At 71.5% G+C, this 18,540-nt stretch carries 12 protein-coding genes; 6 read left to right on the top strand and 6 right to left on the bottom strand.

Annotation, left to right across the window (positions count from 1 at the left end; genetic code table 11):
• The gene (locus OG485_RS32545) at nucleotides 1–2,934 is read left to right on the top strand and encodes a glycoside hydrolase family 2 TIM barrel-domain containing protein (protein ID WP_328672149.1); all 2,934 of its coding nucleotides are present in this window, start codon (nucleotides 1–3) and stop codon (nucleotides 2,932–2,934) included.
• 55 nt (nucleotides 2,935–2,989) lie between these two features.
• Here the strand turns inward: OG485_RS32545 and OG485_RS44075 are convergent, their stop codons facing one another.
• Together OG485_RS44075 and OG485_RS32535 are read right to left on the bottom strand one after the other, a co-directional pair.
• Nucleotides 2,990–3,718, bottom strand: coding sequence for a hypothetical protein (locus tag OG485_RS44075; RefSeq protein WP_443048798.1), 729 nt, complete (start codon nucleotides 3,716–3,718; stop codon nucleotides 2,990–2,992).
• Entirely contained in the window at nucleotides 3,715–5,424 is a 1,710-nt protein-coding gene (locus tag OG485_RS32535) for a PHP domain-containing protein (protein ID WP_328672148.1), read from the bottom strand. Before OG485_RS32535 ends, OG485_RS44075 begins: the two co-directional genes overlap by 4 nt.
• A gap of 247 nt (nucleotides 5,425–5,671) precedes the next feature.
• On the opposite strand from OG485_RS32535, the gene OG485_RS32530 reads away from it, so the two are divergent.
• Nucleotides 5,672–6,265: a TetR/AcrR family transcriptional regulator gene (locus OG485_RS32530; protein WP_328672147.1), complete on the top strand. Its 594-nt coding sequence runs from the start codon at nucleotides 5,672–5,674 to the stop codon at nucleotides 6,263–6,265.
• Nucleotides 6,266–6,840: 575 nt separating this feature from the next.
• Here OG485_RS32530 and OG485_RS32525 read toward each other — a convergent pair.
• Nucleotides 6,841–7,593 carry a TetR/AcrR family transcriptional regulator gene (locus OG485_RS32525; protein ID WP_328672146.1) on the bottom strand — a complete coding sequence of 251 codons (753 nt, stop codon included), beginning with the start codon at nucleotides 7,591–7,593 and terminating at the stop codon, nucleotides 6,841–6,843.
• Nucleotides 7,594–7,697: 104 nt separating this feature from the next.
• Between OG485_RS32525 and OG485_RS32520 the strand changes: the two genes are divergently transcribed.
• Entirely contained in the window at nucleotides 7,698–9,923 is a 2,226-nt protein-coding gene (locus OG485_RS32520; protein WP_328672145.1) for an MMPL family transporter, read from the top strand.
• A gap of 98 nt (nucleotides 9,924–10,021) precedes the next feature.
• On the opposite strand, the gene OG485_RS32515 is transcribed toward OG485_RS32520, so the two are convergent.
• The 3 genes from OG485_RS32515 to OG485_RS32505 form a co-directional block, all read right to left on the bottom strand.
• Entirely contained in the window at nucleotides 10,022–10,759 is a 738-nt protein-coding gene (locus tag OG485_RS32515; RefSeq protein WP_328672144.1) for a rhomboid family intramembrane serine protease, read from the bottom strand.
• Nucleotides 10,760–10,807: 48 nt separating this feature from the next.
• Nucleotides 10,808–12,544, bottom strand: a complete 1,737-nt coding sequence (locus OG485_RS32510) for a DUF2264 domain-containing protein (RefSeq protein ID WP_328672143.1) — start codon at nucleotides 12,542–12,544, stop codon at nucleotides 10,808–10,810.
• Between the two features lie 112 nt (nucleotides 12,545–12,656).
• Nucleotides 12,657–13,745, bottom strand: coding sequence for a rhamnogalacturonan acetylesterase (locus tag OG485_RS32505; protein WP_328672142.1), 1,089 nt, complete (start codon nucleotides 13,743–13,745; stop codon nucleotides 12,657–12,659).
• A gap of 267 nt (nucleotides 13,746–14,012) precedes the next feature.
• Between OG485_RS32505 and OG485_RS32500 the strand changes: the two genes are divergently transcribed.
• From OG485_RS32500 to OG485_RS32490, 3 genes are all read left to right on the top strand, one after another.
• Nucleotides 14,013–15,698: a rhamnogalacturonan lyase B N-terminal domain-containing protein gene (locus OG485_RS32500; protein WP_328672141.1), complete on the top strand. Its 1,686-nt coding sequence runs from the start codon at nucleotides 14,013–14,015 to the stop codon at nucleotides 15,696–15,698.
• Nucleotides 15,699–15,858: 160 nt separating this feature from the next.
• Nucleotides 15,859–16,257, top strand: a complete 399-nt coding sequence (locus tag OG485_RS32495; protein WP_328672140.1) for a hypothetical protein — start codon at nucleotides 15,859–15,861, stop codon at nucleotides 16,255–16,257.
• Nucleotides 16,250–18,538 carry a caspase, EACC1-associated type gene (locus OG485_RS32490; protein WP_328672139.1) on the top strand — a complete coding sequence of 763 codons (2,289 nt, stop codon included), beginning with the start codon at nucleotides 16,250–16,252 and terminating at the stop codon, nucleotides 18,536–18,538. The genes OG485_RS32495 and OG485_RS32490 overlap by 8 nt, the downstream gene beginning before the upstream one ends.
• Nucleotides 18,539–18,540 lie beyond the last annotated feature (2 nt).

Here is an 18,540-nt window from a genome sequence, read left to right as displayed (position 1 = left end):
ATGTCTTTCCGCACCGCCGAAGGAGCACCCGCCTCTCCCCCGTCACCCACCGATCACGTCGAGGACGTCTCCCCCGGCGACGGCGTCCTTCCGCCCCGCGCCTGGTACGCGGCCTCGGACGCCCGGTCCCTCTCCCTGAACGGCGGCTGGGACTTCCGGCTCTCGCCCACCGCCGACGCCGAGGACGACTCGTTCGCGGCCGAGGGGTACGAGCCCGCGGGCTGGGCCCAGGTGGAGGTCCCCGGCCACTGGGTGCTGCAAGGCCACGGATCGCCGATCTACACCAACCACCTCTACCCGTTCCCCGTCGACCCGCCGCGGGTACCGACCGAGAACCCGACCGGCGACCACCTGCGCCGCTTCGACCTGCCCTCGGACTGGCCCGCGGACGGCGGTACGGTCCTGCGCTTCGACGGGGTCGAGTCCTGTGCCCGGGTCTGGCTGAACGGCACGGACCTCGGCGTGTTCAAGGGCTCGCGGCTGCCGCACGAGTTCGCCGTGGGCCATCTGCTGAAGCCGGGCGGCAACGTGCTCGCGGTCCGGGTGCACCAGTGGTCGGCGGGCTCCTATCTGGAGGATCAGGACCAGTGGTGGCTGCCGGGTGTCTTCCGCGATGTCACCCTGCTGCACCGCCCGCCGGGCAGCGTGCTCGACTTCTTCGTGCACGCCTCCTACGACCATCACCAGGGCCTGGGGACCCTGCGCGTCGACTCCGACGTCGACGGGCGGGTCCTCGTGCCCGCCCTGGACGTCGATGTCGCGACCGGGACACCGGTCACCGTCCCGGTGCTGCCCTGGACGGCCGAGACACCCCGGCTGTACGACGGCGAACTGGTCACCGAGGGCGAGCGTGTCCCCCTGCGCATCGGCTTCCGCACGGTCGAACTCAGCGACGGCCTGATCAAGGTGAACGGCACGGCCGTCCTGTTCAAGGGCGTCAACCGGCACGAATGGCATCCGGAGAAGGGCCGCGCCCTCGACCCGGAGACCATGCTCGCCGACGTGCTGCTGATGAAGCGGCACAACATCAACGCCGTGCGCACCTCGCACTACCCGCCGCACCCCGCTTTCCTCGACCTGTGCGACACCTACGGCCTGTGGGTCATCGACGAGTGCGACCTGGAGACCCACGGGTTCACCGAACAGGCCTGGCGCGACAACCCCGTCGACGACCCCCGCTGGACACCCGCGCTGCTCGACCGGGCCGCGCGCATGGTCGAACGCGACAAGAACCACCCGTCGGTCGTCCTCTGGTCCCTCGGCAACGAGGCCGGTACCGGGCGCGGCCTCACCGCGATGGCCGAGTGGATCCGCGGCCGCGACCGATCACGGCTCATCCACTACGAGGGCGACCACGACTGCCGTGACACGGACGTCTATTCACGCATGTACGCCGATCACGCCGAGGTCGAACGGATCGGCCGGCACCAGGACGGCGGCGGACTGAAGCGACGTCAGCTTCCTTTCGTCCTGTGCGAGTACGGGCACGCGATGGGCAACGGCCCCGGTGGCATCGCCGACTACCAGCGCCTGTTCACCTCGTACGAGCGTCTTCAGGGCGGCTTCATCTGGGAGTGGATCGACCACGGCATCCGGGACGGGCGTCACGGGTTCGCCTACGGAGGGGACTTCGGCGAGGAGCTGCACGACGGGAACTTCGTGTGCGACGGACTCGTCTTCCCGGACCGGACTCCGTCCCCCGGGCTCGTCGAGTACAAGAAGGTGATCGAGCCCGTCCGCGTCGACGGCGGGGACTCCTTCTCCCCGCCCGGTGAGCGCCGGGAAGCCGTCGTGGGCTGGGACGGCACCGTGCGCGTCACCAACGGGTACGACTTCGCGGACCTTTCCGGCCTGGCCTTCGAGTGGTCGTACCAAGTCGACGGCGAGACCGTCGAGTCGGGCCCGCTCGCGGTGCCCGCGCTGACACCGGGCCGGTCGGCCGACGTCAAACTCCCGGCACCGCCCGTGGATCCGCGCGGCGCCGGGGCACAGTGGACGGTCCGGGCCGTACTGGCCGAGGAGACGGCGTGGGGGCCGCGCGGCCATGTCGTCGCCTGGGCCCAACTGCCCGTGGCGGAGCCCGCGTCGCCGGCCGTCGCGCCGTCCGCGGTTCCGGCCCCCGGCGAGGGGGTGATCGTCCTCGGACCGGGCACCTTCGACAGCCGCACCGGTGCGCTGCTGTCCCTCGGCGGGATCGAGGTCACCGGACCCCGGCTCGACGTGTGGCGCGCCCCCACCGACAACGACAACGGCGCGCACTGGCAGCCGGACGCCCGGCACGGCCCGCTCTGGCGCGCGCTGGGCCTGCACCGGATGCGGCACCGTCTGGACGCGGTGGAGGCGGACGACGGCTCCCTGACCGTACGCACCCGGGTGGCGCCCGCGGCCCGGGACGTGGGCCTGCGCACGGTGTACCGCTGGACCTCCGACGGCACACGGCTGCGGCTGACCGTGTCCGTGGCCCCGGAGGGCCGGTGGGCACTGCCGCTGCCCCGACTCGGCGTCCGGCTCGGTCTCCCGGGCTCCGCGGACCGGGTGACCTGGCTCGGCGGTGGCCCCGGAGAGGGATACCCGGACACCAAGTCGGCATCCATGAACGGGCGTTGGGAGTCGACGGTCGACGCGATGCAGACGCCCTACGTGCGCCCGCAGGAGAACGGCGCCCGGCCGGACGTCCGCCGGGCCGAGATCGGCGGACTGCGGATCGAGGGCGACCCGGCGTTCTGGTTCACCGCGCGCCGCTGGACGACCGAGGAACTGGACGCGGCCGGCCATCTGACGGATCTGCGCCCCGGTGACACGGTCTGGGTCAACCTCGATCACGGCCAGCAGGGCATCGGTTCCCAGTCGTGCGGTCCCGGCGCCCTTCCGCACTACCAACTGTGGTCCGCCCCGGCGGAGTTCTCGTTCGTGTTCTCCGCGATCCAGGACTGAGGCCCGGGGCCCGGGCGTGGCCGGACGGCTCTCCCCGGCCGTCCGGCCGCACCCGTCAGTGGTCGGCGCAGCAGGGTGTCGGGTCCGGGACCTCGAAGGGCACCAGGGTGCCGCCGGCGGCCGGCATCGCCGCGAGGACGAGACGGCCGTCGCGCCATTCGGGGCGGACGTGGTCGCGGGTGACCAGCTTCGCCTCCATGGCGGCCCCTTCGGGCGAGCCGAGCACGGCGACCTGGTCCACCGCCGAGACCTCCAGCAGCCGTGCGACGGTCAGGGCACCGGTCAGGGCGTCGACGCCCAGGTACAGGACGGCACGGCCGCCCGTGCGCGCCCTGTGTTCGGCCGCGGCGTGGGCGGCTCCGGCCGCGAGTTCGCCGGGCCCGTGCCGGTCACCACCGAAGGCGACACCCAAGAGCGTGCAGGTCCCGGCGTCAGGACCGGCACCCTGCTCACCGGCTTCTCCGTTCCCGACGCCTTCCTCGTGCCTGTCGCCTTCCTCGTCCCCGACGCCTTCCCCGTCCCCGGCACCGGCGATGGTGCCGGTGCCGGGCCTGCCGGAGCCGTTCTCCGTGAGCCACCGCCAGGCCGCACGGGCGGCCCGCTCCGACGGCACGGCGAAGGACAGCGCCGTGTGCGGCCGCCGCCCGTCCCGTACGTGGTGCGTGCAGCCCAGCACCTCCGCGGGCAGGCCGAGTTCCGCGGCGAGCGAGCGCAGCAGCTGGTCGGCCTCCCGCAGGGCACCCGTATGACCGGTGTCGACTCCGACGACGTACGGCTCGCTCACGAGGGGAGGACCCACACCGGGTTGGAGTAGAACCACAGGTCCTTCCACGGATCGGCGTCACCGAGGACGTCCACGGCCGGGCCCGCCGGGTCGACCGAGGCGCCCCGCAGACCGACGGCGGAGCGGTTGCCGTCGGTGCCGCGCAGCCGGACGTACACCGGGCGGTCGACGGCGCCGAGGTCGTAGGTGAGCCGGACCGTGCCGGCCGACTTGTTCACCTCGTAGGACTTGGCGACCCGCGCGGTGGGGGCGGTGAGCGTGTCCCGGTCGGAGGCCGCGCCCGTGACATCGCCCTGGACGACGTCGACGCGAGCCAACTTGGGCACGAAGCCCGCCCAGTTGGGGCCGCCGGCCAGTCCGATGTCCACGGTCAGGGTGACCCGGGTGCCCTTGCGGACATGCAGGGCGCCGCCGAGGGTGGCCCAGCGGCCGCCGCCGGAGAGGCGCGCGTCGAGACCGCTGATGAGCTGCCCGTGGTCGACCCAGACCCGGCCGGCGCGGATGCCGTCCATCACGGCCGCGTAGGAGAATCCGTCGGAGCCCACGTGCGTACGGCTGTACTGGCCGGGCCAGTAGTCGCCCTGGGTGGTGTCGATCCTGCCGCCGTAGACCGGGTCGGTGTGCCTGCCGTTGGCGGTGAAGTCGCTGTCCGGTCCGCCGCGTACGGCGGTGTCCGTGTAGACCTGGTGGGAGTCGGAGTTGGCGGTGATCCACCAGGGCTTGCCCTCGGCGAGGAGGCTGTCCCACAGACCGCCGACGGTGGCCGTCATCCAGTCGAAGCCGCCCCAGGTGCGGTAGCTCTCCAGCGGGTAACCGGCGAACGAGTTGGCGCTCGGGCTGCTGTCGTACAGACCGCGCGCGAGGCCCATGCCGTACGTCTTCTGGATGCCGCCGGCCTGGTGGCCGGGCGCGCCCTCGAAACCGACGGCGATCTGGTGGGACGCGGGGGTCGCGTCGCGCCAGGCACGGATCTCGTGCGGGGAGTCGAGTCCCTTGCGGGCGGGGTGGTTGGCCAGCATCAGGATGTCCTTGACGCGGCGCCGCTGGACCTGCTCGGCAAGGAAGTTGAGGCCGGCGATGGCGAGCGCCTCGTTGGCGGGCGTCGAGTCGGAGGCACCCTTGACGCTGCCGTCGTAGTCGGTCTCGAACTGCTTGAGGACCGCGACCTCGTTGCGGCCGGGGTGGACGAAGACGGTGCCGTGCTCGGCGGCCGGGATGTTCCATTCGAGGCCCTGGAAGACGAGGGTGTCCCCGTAGGCCTCCCGGGCCTCCTGGATGTCCGGGTTGACCTTGTCCACACCGATCTTGGCGTGGGTCTCGCTTCCGTGGTCGGTGATGACCATCCAGTCCAGGCCGTGCGCGGCGCCCTGCCGGACCTGGTCACGGACGCGGTACTTGCCGTCGCTGCTGTACTGGGTGTGGATGTGGTGGTCTCCGGCGAGCCACAGGAAACCGTTCTTTCTCCGGCCGCCCGTGGAGGCGTACGCGGGGGTGGCGGCCCCCTGCGCGAGGACGCCGGCGGCGGCGAGGCCGGCGCCGAGCAGTCCCGCGCGGCGCAGCAGGGAGCGGCGCGACCGCTGCTCGGGAGTGAGGGCCTCGTCGGGCACGGCGGTGTCGAAGGCGGCGGGCAGCGTGGCGCCCGTGCCCTCGTGGCCGTGCGGGTGGTGATGGTGATGCCCGTGCTCGTGTCCGTGCGTGTGGCCCATGACCGCCTCCTGAATCCCGCCCCGCCCCTGCGGACGCGTCATGAGGAGGTTCGGGGCGGAGCATGAACGGCGGGCGGCCCCCTCGTGTTCGTGGGACGACCTGGAACGGTCAACTGACTTTATCTGTAAGCCAGTTGCTCCACACCCTGTCCGTTGCGTCATGAATTCCGCGGAGTCGGCGGCCGTGCGGGGCTAGGCTTCTGCCTGGGTTCCCCAGGAAATGTTCCGTGGCTAAAAGGTGGTCCTCATGGCTCGTGCCGGACTCACGACCGAGCGGGTCGTGCTGGCGGCGGCCGATCTCGCGGACGAGATCGGCTTCGAGAACGTCACGGTGGCCGCGCTGGCCCGGCAGTTCGGGGTGAAGGACGCCAGCATGTACGCGCATGTGAGGAACGTCCGGGAGCTGCGCGAGCGCATGGCGCTGCTCGCGTCCGGCGAGATGATCGACAGGATCGCCACCGCGGTGGCCGGACGGGCCGGGAAGGACGCCCTCGTCGCCTTCGCCGACGCCTATCGCGCCTACGCGCTGGAGCGGCCCGGCCGCTACCGGGCCACCCACACGCAGCCCGACCCGGCCCTGGTCGCGGAGCGGCCGGAGTACCGCCGCACGGCGGAGGTCACCGCCGAGGTCACCTATGGAATGCTCCGCGCCTACGGGCTGTCCGAGCCCGACCTGACCGACGCCGTGCGCCTGTTGCGCAGCACGTTCCACGGTTACTGCGCCCTTGAGGCCATCGGCGGATTCGGCGCCCCGCGCTCCGTGGAGACGTCCTGGAGACACGCGCTGGACGCACTGCACGTGACCCTGGAGAACTGGCCGCGCGCCGAGGCCGGGGCCTGAGCGGCGCCCCTCGCTCCGGGCCTACGAAACCGGCAGGGGAGACCAACTGTGCGACGACGTCCGCCGGTCGTTCACCGGGCACCCCGTCGGCGTCGTGGCGCCGACCGCCCACCACGGACCGGTCTGCGAGCTCACGGACGAGTGGCGGACCTGTGGACCGCTCATCTGTCATGTCGACGTGCGGGAAGAAGAAGTCGGCGTCGGCACTGTCGAAGATCACCACGCGTGGGGCGGTCGGGCGTGACAGTTCCTCCAGCAGTGCGACCAGGTCCCGCACGACCTCGGGGCCGATGAGATTCATCGGCGGCGCGTCGAACGTGGCGGACAGGACGGTGCAGTCCAGCCTCGTCCTGATGGTTTCGTACGAGGCGGTCATCTCTGTTCCTGTCATCGCTCGGGGCCGTCCCTCTCATGGACGCGGTGCAGGGAGTGATCTTTTCGCACGTTCCGCCACACTATGCCGCCTCTGGCCGATTCTCCTGACGCCCCCGGCTTCGCGGTGGCTTCAGCCACCCGCCGTGGCTACCTGCACGACATCTCCTCGAAGCACGGCACGGGAGCGCAGTCTCCCCGGCTCAGGGGGTGCAGATACGGCGGTGCACATCCTCCAGCAGGTTCAATATCGCCGTCCGGAAGATCTCGTCCCGGTGGTCGCCGAGGAAGTCCGTGTGGCCGAACACCTCCAGGATGACCAGGCCGTGCAGGTGCCCCCACGCGCTCAGGAAGAGAGCGGTCGCGGCGGGCGGCACGGCTGCTTCCGGGCTCTCCGCCGGCATGCGTTCCAGGTGGGCCCGGAGCGAGGGTGAGAGCGGGGGGACGTCGGCCGCGGCGAGCTGCGCAGGGGTGAATCCGCCGAACAACTCGCGCTGGAAGGCCGCGCCCATCCGGCGGACCGCCCGGGTGGTCGGGCCGTCGAGAGGGGCCGCGTAGTACCGCAACGGCGTTCCGTAGAGAAGCTGGAACCGCTCCGGGTTGTCGATCGCCCATCTGCGATAGCCCTCGGCCGCGACCACCGTGCCCGGCAGGACCGAACCGTCCGCCTGGGTCCCGCCGTTGTCGACGGCGGCCCGAACGGCGTCGGCCAAGTCGTCGTACGCCTTGGTGATGAGCGCCGTGACAAGGGCGTCCCGGCTCGGAAAGTAGTGGTAGAGCGCCTGCACGGTCATGCCCAGTCCCCGGGCGACCGCGCGCAGGGACAGCGCGTGCGGCCCGTGCTCGGCGAGGTGGCGCTCGGCGGCGTCCAGGATCTCCTGGACGGCGACCGCACGGCGCCGCTGGCGCAGGGAGGACGGCGGGGGCGGAACCGTCACGGGTTCATGTGCGGGCATGAGGAAAATCTAACACTGCCAAATGTTTTTGCCGCCCGCTAGCTTCGTTCGTGGCGCCAGTTCCCCCCTCCCCTGTCGAACTCCCCTCTCAAAGGAGAACGGTCATGTTTGACCGCTTGGCCGAACTGGCCATCCGCCGGGCCCGGTCGGTCCTCGTCGTCGCCTTCGTTGCCGTGGTCCTCATGGGCGCCCTCGGCGTCGGCGTGTTCGGCAAGCTGAAAGGGGGCGGGTTCGACGACCCGGCCTCGCAGTCCAGCCGGGCCGAGAAGGTCATCGACGGGAAGTTCGGCGGGGAGACGAACCTGGTCCTGATGGTCCGTGCGGAGAAGGGCCGCATCGACACGTCGGCCGCCGAGCGGAGCGGCCGGGCCCTGGCTGCCGGACTCAGGGCGGAGCGGAACCTGCGGAACGTGGTCTCGTACTGGGACTCGGACAGCCTGGCCCTCCGCTCCGGGGACGGCCGCGAAGCCCTGGTGCTCGCCCATGTGAAGGGTGACGACACCCAGCGGGAGAAGAACGCCAGGGCCCTCATCGACAAATACACCGGCCCTTACGCGGGCGGGCTCGGCGTACGGGCCGGAGGCGGCGCCGCGGTGAGCGACGACATGTCGACACAGGTGCCCGAGGACCTCGTGCTGGCCGAGGGAATCGCCGTACCGGTGACTCTCATCCTGCTCCTGTTCGTCTTCGGCAGCGTGGTCGCGGCCCTGTTGCCGCTGGTCGTGGCGATCGTCGCCATCGCGGGTACGTTCGCCGAGCTGACCCTCCTCGGCGGCGCCACCGATGTCTCCGTCAACGCGACCAATCTGACCACGGCCCTGGGCCTCGGCCTCGGCATCGACTACGCCCTGCTGATGATCAGCCGGTTCCGGGAACGGCTCGCGATCGGGGAGGCCGTGGACGACGCCGTACGGCACACCGTGCGCACCGCGGGCCGTACGATCGCGTTCTCCGCCGCGACGGTGGCCGTGGCGCTCGCCGCGCTCCTGGTGTTCCCGCAGTACTTCCTCCGGTCGTTCGGCTACGCGGGGATCGGTGTCGTCGCCATCGCGGCCGTCGCCACCCTGTTCGTGATGCCGGCGCTGTTCGTCACCCTGGGGCACCGGGTCAACAGCGGGCGGCTGCCGTGGGCGAAGCCTGGGCGCGTCGCCACCCGGGCACCCCTGTGGGGACGGCTGGCCCGCACCGTCATGCGGCGGCCCGCGCTCACCGCGCTGCCCGTGCTCGCGGTGCTGCTGCTGGCCGCGAGCCCGCTGCTCGGCATCAGCCTCGGCACGCCCGACGAACGCGTGCTGCCCGAGGACGCTCAGAGCCGCCAGGTCGCCACGGAGCTACGGGACAAGTTCGAGGGAAGTGACGACGCGGCCGTCCACGTCGTCATCGACCAGCCGGTGGACAAGGCCTCGCTGAACTCGTACGCGACCGAACTGTCCGCACTCAAGGGCGTCCTCCGCGTCGAGGCGGGCCCGGGAACCTATGTCGACGGTCGGTCCACCGCGGCCGGCGACGCCGCCCTCAGCCGCCCCGACGCACAGCGGATCAACGTGGTGAGCGACCTGGTACCGAAGTCGGACGCCGCCCAGAGCCTGGTCGAGAACGTGCGGGCGGTCGCACCGCCCGCCGGATCACAGCCCCTGGTCGGCGGAATCGACGCCGCGCTGGTCGACTCCAAGCACTCCGTCGGCAGCCGGATCCCGCTCGCCCTGAGCCTGGTGGCGCTCACCACCTTCGCCCTGCTCTTCCTGTTCACCGGCAGCGTCGTGCAGCCACTGCGCGCGCTGGTCCTCAACGTCATCAGTCTGGGCGCGACCCTCGGCGTCGTGACCTGGATCTTCCAGGACGGCCATCTCGCCTCCCTGTTCGGCGTCACCGCGCAGCCGATGGAGACAGCGATGACCGTGCTGATGGTCTGCATCGCCTTCGGACTCTCCATGGACTACGAGGTGTTCGTCACCAGCCGGATCAAGGAACTCCACGACCAGGGCGAGGATACCGAGACCGCCGTCGGGGACGGCCTCGGCCACACGGGACGCATCGTCACCGCGGCGGCCTGTCTGCTCGCGGTGAGCTTCTTCGCCTTCGTCACCGCCAAGGTCAGCTTCATGCAGATGTTCGGCCTCGGCGCCGGACTGGCCATCCTCATCGACGCCGTCGCCGTACGCGGCGTCCTCGTCCCCGCCGCGATGCGCCTGCTCGGCCGCTCGGCCTGGTACGCGCCCGGCTTCCTGCGCAGCTTCCACGGACGGTTCGGTCTCAGCGAAGGCGGTCCCGCGCGCCGGCCCGCGGCTGCGTCGAAGCCGCCGTACCTGAAGAACTCGACGAAGGTCTGACCACGCGACCGCACCCCGGTGCGTGCCCGCCTCCACCGTCCGGGAGGCGGGCACAGCCGCGCATCGGCATCCGATCGGTCCGGGGGGCCACCGCTCGGCTAGAGCAGCCCCAGATCGCCCAGTTCCTTGTGCAGGTCCGCACGCGGGTCGGTGGGGTCCGGGTTCGGGGTGCGGCGGGCGGGAGATCCGCCGCCGGAGCGGGTGGGCGGCAGGGGGCGGGGGCCGCGGTCGCGGAAGAGCCAGGCGCCGGCCAGGCCGCCGATCAGGCCGCCGAGGTGGCCGAGCCAGCTCACCCCCGGTGTCCCGGGTACCGCGACGGTGAGCATGTAGGCGAAGGATGCCGCCATGACGACACCGATCAGGGTGTCGATCAGGTGCCGGTCGAAGATCCCGCGGACCACGACGTAGCCGAAGTAGCCGAAGATCAGGCCGCTCGCGCCCACCGTTTCCACATGGCCTCGTTCGAAGAACCACACCACGAGCCCGCTGGTCGTCGCCACCAGCAGGCTCAGTCCGAGGAAGCGGGCCACGCCTCGGTAGGCGGCGAGGAAGCCGAAGACGAACAGCGGGCCGGAGTTGCTCTCGATGTGCGCCCAGCTCCAGTGCAGGAAGGGCGCGCTGAGTATGTCGGGCAGCGTGCCGATGTCGCCCGACACCAGACCGTAGTCCCGCGAGAACGCGTAATCGTCGGCGTAGTTGGCCAGTTGCACCAGCCAGACGATCGCCAGGAAACCGAACATCACGAAGAACGCCTTCCGCGCCTCCGCGATCATCCGCTCCGCGTTCACCGGGCCGCTGTCCGCTCTGCCGCCCCGGCCCTCGTCCGGACCACCCATGACACACCCCCCTGCCCCGGCGGACCCGTTTCCGCCTCACTCCGAACTCTAGGGAATGCCGGTGACGTCGCCGCCGTTCAGGGGGACGATTCCGCCGCTGCCGTCGAACCGGAAGCACGCCGTTCCTCCGGCGGCCCAGGTCACCGTCACGTCGTACGCTCCGGGCCCCGTGTCCTCGGGCGTCGTCACCCGCACGGACACCAGGTCCGTGAGCGGGAGCGGGTCCCGGTCGGCCGTGAGGCGGACGAGCGCGACGAAGAGGGACGGGCCGTCCCCGGTGACGCCCTCCCCCGCCCCCGACAGGCCGTGCACGGGCAGGAGTTCGGAGCGCGCGCCGTCCTGCGCGGCCCAGCCCGTGATCCGTACCGGCGTCCCGGGGTCCGTGCCCGACACCAGGTGGGCCCGGACCTCCACGGCCCCCCGCGCGACCACGAGGCAGCCGGCCTCGACGCCCTCCGAGACGGTGTGCCGGGACGCCGCCCAGCCCTCACCTACGCCGAGCGGCACGATCCGCGTCCGGCTCGCGCCGGCACCGACGATCACGCTGTTGTCGTACGACGGTGAGGGCGCCGTCACCGTCGAGTAGGCGAGCCGTGTGTAGTAGGGGTCGTAGCGGACGTCCTCGCTGCCGTGGTTGTGGAGGCGGACCAGTCCGTCCGAACGTGTCGACTGGAGCAGCCAGTTGGGCGGTCCGACCGGGGTGACGGCGTCCGCGCGTTCCGCCGGGCCCGGTTCCTCCGTGGCCGTCCAGACCGCGTGCTCGGGGGGCAGCAGGAGGGCGACGAAGGCCTTGCTCGCCCAGTACGGCGAGGCGGGCCCGGAATAGTGCTGGAGGAGCGCCTCGTCGGGGCCGTGCCAGCCGAGGGTGAGCAGGCCGTTGCCGTCCACCGCGCCCCGGTCGAGGAAGTAGCCGAGAGCGCCGGAGGCGAGGCGCCGGGTCTCGCCCGGGGACAGGGGGGTTCGGCCGGTGAGCGCGCCGAGCCACAGGGGGGCGGTAGCCGCGAAGCGGTAGGTGAGCGAGCGGCCTTGGAGCATCGGCGCGCCGTCACCGCCGAACAGGCGGGCGTAGTCGCCGAGATGGGCCTCCAGGCGGCCGGCGTACAGGTCGAGCAGCCGGGCGTCGTCCGCCAGCCAGGCGTGCAGCACCGGATAGAGGTGCATCGCCCAGCCGTTGTAGTAGTCGAACTTGCGCCCGTGGCCGTCGGTGTACCACCCGTCCCCGAGATACCACTGCTCGATGCGCTCCAGGCCGCGGTCGATCGCGGCGCGCGACGCCTCGGGCTCGTAGCCGATCTCCTGGAGGAAGCCGCCGACCGTCACCGGGAACAACTCCCAGTTGCAGGCCCAGGGTTCGGCCGTCAGCGCGTCACCGAGCCATTCGGCGGCCCGTTGCCGCACGCCGTCGTCCAGGCGGTCCCACAGCAGAGGCCGGGTCAGCCGCAGCGCGAGCGCGATCGAGGCGGCCTCGACGAGCGGCTGGCCGCGGTCCTCGACCCGGGGCCAGACGCCCGCCGTTCCGGCGGCCAGCCCCCGCGCGTACCGCTCCAGGACCTTCTCGTCACGGCGGAAGCCCGCCAGCAGCAGCGTACGGGCGTAGCCCTCCAGGCCGTCGGAGAGTCTGCCCGCGCTGCTCGTGCGGTCCCCGGGGAAGTGGTAGAGGGCCTGGTCGTCGGTGGCGTACGGGGCGACCGCGGCGAGCAGGGCATCGGCGGCCGCCTCCCAATGGGCGCGGGTGCGGCCGGTGTACGGGCTGAGAGAGCGGTCCTCGGCGGGTTCGACGGGCATCTCACGGGCTTCCTGTCCGGGCCGGGCCCGGCGTCTCGCGCGCCGGGGGTCCGGCGGGTGGCCGGGGCGGATACCTGGGGCGCCCCGGTTCCGGTCGGGACGCCCCAGGGGCTCATCCCACCCTCACCAGGGCCCTCGGCACCAGACGCAGGGCGAGGAGTTCGTCGCGGACCAGGGCCGCGTACACCGTGGCGCCGTGCACCGAGGTGTGGGTGTTGTCCCGCTTCTCGTTGTAGAGGTAGACCGCCTTGGAGCCCTCGACGCCCAGCGACTCGACGAGGGCCTTGGTCTTCGCCGTGAGGTCGACGAGCGGCACGTTCTCGGCCGCGGCGACCGAGCGCACGACGGCCGGGTGGTCCACGCCCAGGCCGTTCACCAGCAGCGCGGTGCCGTTGTCCAGGGTGCCGTCCGCGTTGAACCAGCGGCGGACGATCGGTGTGACGAGGACGGGGTCGCCGCCCCGCGCGCGGACCCCGGCGACCAGCGTCTCGAGGTTCGCGCGGTAGGTCGCCTCGTCGGTCGTCTTGTCGTTGTGGGCGAGCTGGATGAGCACCAGGTCGCGTTCGCGGATCAGCGTCCGGACCGTCGGGAAGAGCGCCGGGTCGGCGAGGTAGGTGACCGTACTCTCGCCGGAGTCGGCGTAGTTGGCGACCGAGAGGCCCTTCCTGAAGTACTGCGGCAGTTGCTGGCCCCAGCCGGAGTACGGGTCTCCGGGCTGGTCGCAGACGGTCGAGTCGCCGACCAGGAGGATCTGCCGGGTGCGCGTGCGGCCGTCCTCCCGCCGGTCGGGACCGTGTCCGCCGGGGAGGGCGGGGGTCACCCGGATGCGGGCCAGCGCGGGCGCCGAACCGCCGATGACCAGGTCCAGGCCGGGGGTGCCCGCGGGGCCGGTCGGCTCGCCCTCGGGGGTGCGGACATCGACGGTGAAGGCGCGCGCCACCGGTCGGCCCGCCTCGGTGGCGGTCTCGGGGAGCAGGGAGCGACGGGTCTCGCCGCTGATGGACGTACTGGCCGCGGCGGGTCCGCCGAGCAGCACGCTGACGTCGTACGTGCCGGGCGGGACGTCGAAGTGGCAGGCGGTCGCCGTGCAGTTCTCCGTCCCCGGGCCGGGACGCCCCGCCTGGGCCCGGGCCGGACCGGCCGACAGGGCACCGGCGGCGGCCACCGCCAACAGCGGCACGGCGATGGTGAGGCGTCTCATGGGCGGCTCCTCCGGCAGGACAGCGGGACAGCAGGCGACGGGCGACGGGCGACGGGACAGCGGAGCGTGGAGCGACAAGGCGAGAAAGCAAGAAAGCGACAGGACGGTGCGGCAGGACGGTACCGCTCATGGGCAAGCGCTTTCTAGAGTGCGGCCGAATTTCATACGACTGCCAACTTCCCCTCGACGAAAGCCCTTTCGCGATGACGCTTCGACTGTCACTCTGCGAAACACCCGCACCTCCCCGCTCCCGAAGGAGGCACCCCCATGTCCGGATCCCTGAACAGGCCGGTCCGCCGCCGCGCCTTCGTCCTCGGCGGCGCTGCCGCCGCCGGCACCGCGGCCCTCTCCGGGCCGCTCCCCACCGCCGCGTCCGCAGCGTCCGCCGCGTCCTTCGGCTGGAGCGACGACGGCTCGAACTACGTCGTCGACACCGGCGCGAACCTCGTGTTCAAGGTGAGCAAGACGAACGGAGACCTGACCTCGCTGGCCTACCGGGGCACCGAGTACCAGGGCTACGGCGGCAAGAACTCGCATGTCGAGTCCGGCCTCGGCAGCTCCACCGTGACGATCAAGCAGTCCGGTACGACGATCCTGATCTCCGTGGCCTACGGCACGCTCAAGCACTACTACGCGGCCCGCAGCGGAGAGAACAACATCTATCTGTGGACCAACAAGGCCGACACCTCCGTCAGCGCGACGCGCTACATCGTGCGGGTCAAGGCCGGTCTGTTCCTCAACGACGAGCCCGATTCCTACACTTACGCGCCGACCGTCATCGAGTCCGCGGACGTGTTCGCGAAGTCGGACGGGCAGACCCGCTCGAAGCACTACGCGAAGCGCCGTGTCATCGACTACTCCGCGATCGGCTGGACCACCGGAAGCGTCGGCCTGTACGTCGTCCGCTCCAACCACGAGAAGGCCTCGGGCGGCCCGTTCTACCGTTCCCTGCTGCGCCACCAGAGCACGGACGGCGGCGGCCTGTACGAGATCCTGTACTACGGCGAGAACCAGACCGAGGCCGAACGCTTCGGACTCCAGGGCCCGTACGTCATCGCCTTCACGGACGGCGGCACCCCCTCCTCCGCGCTGTACCCGGGCACGCTGACCACCGCGTGGGCGGACTCGCTCGGCATCTCCGGGTACGTCGCGGCGAGCGGCCGGGGCAAGGTCGCGGGCGTCGGCATCTCGGGCCGCGACACCGCGTACGCGTACACCGTCGGGCTCGCCAACTCGGCCGCGCAGTACTGGGGTTCGGCGCGCTCCTCGGACGGCTGGTTCTCGATCGGGGGCGTTCTGCCGGGGACGTACACGCTCACGGTCTTCAAGGGCGAACTCGCCGTCCACACCACCTCGGTGACGGTCACGGCCGGTGGCACGACCACCCTGAACACCATCGCCATCGCCTCCTCGAACGACCCGGCCAACGCGACGGCGATCTGGCGGATCGGCACGTGGGACGGCACCCCCGCCGGGTTCAAGAACGCCGAGCTGATGACGTACGCGCATCCCTCCGACGTCCGGGCCGCCGCGTGGACCGGGAACGTGGTCATCGGCAGCGGCAGCGAGACCGCGTCCTTCCCGGCGTACATCTGGAAGGACGTCAACAGCGGTCTGCTCGTCTACTTCAAACTGACGGCTGCTCAGGCCGCCGCCGCGCACACCCTGCGGATCGGGGTGACCACCGCCTACGCGAACGGCCGGCCACAGGTCACGGTCAACAGCTGGGTGTCGTCGATCCCTTCGCCGCCCGCCCAGCCGAGCACCCGTTCGCTGACGGTCGGTTCGTACCGCGGCAACAACACCACGTTCACGTACAGCGTGCCCGCCAGTGCCTGGCTCAGCGACACCGGCCAGTACAACGTACTGAAGATCGACGTGGTGAGCGGGTCGGGGACGACGTCGTATCTCAGCGCCGGGACATCGGTCGACGCGCTGGATCTGCTGGCCTGACGCCGGGAACGCGGGCCCCTTCCCAGAGTCGCGGGACGGCACCCTGCAGACCGGGTCGGGTGACGACTCACATTTCCCCCAGAGCCGCCGAAGGGCGGCTCCGAGGTGTCACACTGGCCTCTCCCGGGTGGGGGCCCGGGTGGCCGACGGGGAGGACACCTTGAACAATCCGCGCTGGGACGCCACGCTGGCGTTCACCGACGAGGCGGACCCCGAGGGCGCGGCCGACGCCGTGCTCCTCCTGGCCGAGGAACTGTCCCTGCTGGACCTGGCCTCCGTGCGGCACGCCACGGACGGTCCGGCCCCCGACGGCACCCGGGCCGGGGACACGGTGGTCTGGACGACGCTCCTCGTCGGCGCGACGAGCGCGCCGACTCTGCGGGCGCTCGTCGCGCTGGCCCAGGACTGGCTCGGGCGCCGCAACTCGGGCTCGATCGACCTGACGATCGACGGTGACGAACTGCGTCTGACGTCGGTGTCCCGCGCGGACCAGCGGCGCGCCGTCGAGCTGTTCGTGGCCCGGCACGCTCCCCGAGAGACCGATACGCCCGATGCGTAAAGCCGCACTCCTCGTCGTCAACCAGCACTACGAGGACGGGCGTTTCACCGAGCTGCCGGGTGCCGCCGCGGACGCCGAGCACCTCGCCGCCGTGCTCGGCGACGCGGCCATCGGCGAGTTCGAGGTCACCGTCGTCGAGAACGGCACGGCGCTGGAGATCCGCAAGGCGATCCAGTCCTTCTTCGCCCTCGCGCAGAGCCAGGACCTGCTCCTGCTCCACCTCTCCTGCCACGGCCGGAAGGACTCCCGGGGCCGGCTGCACTTCGTCGCCTCGGACACTGACCTGGACTTGCTGGACGCGACCGCGGTCCCCTCCCAATTCGTCGCGGACCAGCTGGAGGAGAGTCTCTGCCGACGGGCCGTCGTCCTGCTGGACTGCTGCTTCAGCGGGGCGTTCGCCAAAGGGCTGAGGACCCGCGGAGCCGCGCCGACGGTCGATGTGAACGAGCCCTTCTCCGGGCCGGGCCGGGTCGTGATCACCTCCTCGACCGCCCTGCAGTACAGCCACGAGAGCGAGAGGAGCAGCAGGGAGCGGGCCGAACCGTCCATCTTCACCGCCGCCGTGGTGGAAGGACTGCGGGACGGAACGGCCGACCTGGACGGGGACGGGTATGTGTCGGTCGAGGAGCTGTACGCCTTCGTGCACGACCGCGTACGCAGCCGGATGCCCAGCCAGACGCCGACCCGGAGCGTCAACAACTCCGAGGGCACCCTCTATCTGACGCGCAACCCCGGCATCCTCTGCCCGACCGCGCCCGAGGGCCCGGCGCTTCCCGACACGCTCCGCGCCGCGATCCTCACCGGGGCCGGCTGGCAGCGGCTGGGCGCCCTGCACGAGGTGGAACGACTGCTCGGCAGCCGGCAGGGCCCGGTCCGCGAGGCCGCGCTGGAAGCCCTGACCACGCTGGTGCGCGACCGTGACCCGCAGGTCGGCGCCCAGGCCGGGAGACTCTGGCACAGCCGTGGTCTGGGCGAGCTGCCTTCGGGGACTCCGGACACCGCCTCCCGGGCCACCCGGCCGATGGCGGACGGGTCGAAGATCCTCGGCATCGATTTCGGGACGACCAATTCCGCGGTGGCCGTGTTCCTGGACGGTGAGGCGCGGGTCATCCCGAACCGCCACGGAGAGGTCACCACTCCGAGCGTCGTGGCGTTCTCCGAGGACGGGACGCTGCTGGTGGGGAAGGCCGCCAAGGAGCGGGCCTCGCGCGTTCCCGGCGGCGGCATCCACCGGGTCAAACGGGAACTGGGCACGGGATGGACCTACCGGCACGGGGTCCGCCGCTTCTCCGCCGAGGAGGTCGCCTCCTGGATCCTCGCCGACCTGCGGGCGAGCGCGGAAGCCCATCTGGGCGAGACGGTGACCCGGGCGGTCCTCACCGTGCCCACCTACTTCAACCACGTCCAGCGCGCGGCCCTGGCGGACGCGGCGGCTCTCGCGGGCATCGAAACCGTCAGGATGCTGAACGAGCCGACCGCCGCGGCACTTTCGTACGGTTTCGGCCGGGGTGACGAGAACATCGCGGTGTTCGACCTGGGCGGAGGCACCTTGGACGTGTCGCTGCTGGGCATCAGTGACGGAGTCGTCGAGACCCTGGCCACCAGCGGTGACAGCAAGCTCGGGGGAAGCGACTGGGACGCCCGCGTCGTCGATCACCTCGTACGCGAATTCGCCCTCCGCCAGGGTGTCCGGCTCACCGACCGGGCCGCCCTCCAGCGGGTGGCCGAGGCCGCTGAAGCCGCGAAGATCGAGCTGTCCCAGGCCACATCCGCCATCGTCGACCTGCCATACATCGCGACCTCTCCGTCCGGGCCGGTTCACATGGACGTCACGCTGACGCGCGCACAACTGGACGGGCTGACGAGGGATCTGCTGGAGCGCTGCACCCAACTGGCACAGCAGGCACTGAAGTCCGCCTGGCACATCGAGGGGATCGACGACATCGACCACTTCATCCTGGTGGGCGGAGCCACCCGGATGCCGGCGATCGCCACGCTCGTCAAGGAGCTGGCCGGCGGGCGGGAACCGGTCCGCGGCATCATCCCCGATGGGGTGGTCATCGGCGCCGCGCTGCAGAGCGCCGTACTGAGCGGCCGGACGCGCGAGCCACTGCTCCTGGACGTGACCTCGCCGCCTCCCGGTGTCGAGACGGCCGGAACCGGCAACGAGACGTCCGTGCTGCCGGACCGGCGCAGCGCCGCCCACGCCCAGGCGCAGGAATCCGACCCCCGGAAGGCGCTGTCCCAGGTTTCCCCGGAACAGCCGAAGGCCGGCTCCTGACC

This window comes from Streptomyces sp. NBC_00328 (assembly GCF_036139655.1).
Classification (GTDB): Bacteria; Actinomycetota; Actinomycetes; order Streptomycetales; family Streptomycetaceae; genus Streptomyces.
This window is presented reverse-complemented; position numbering and strand designations above follow the sequence as displayed.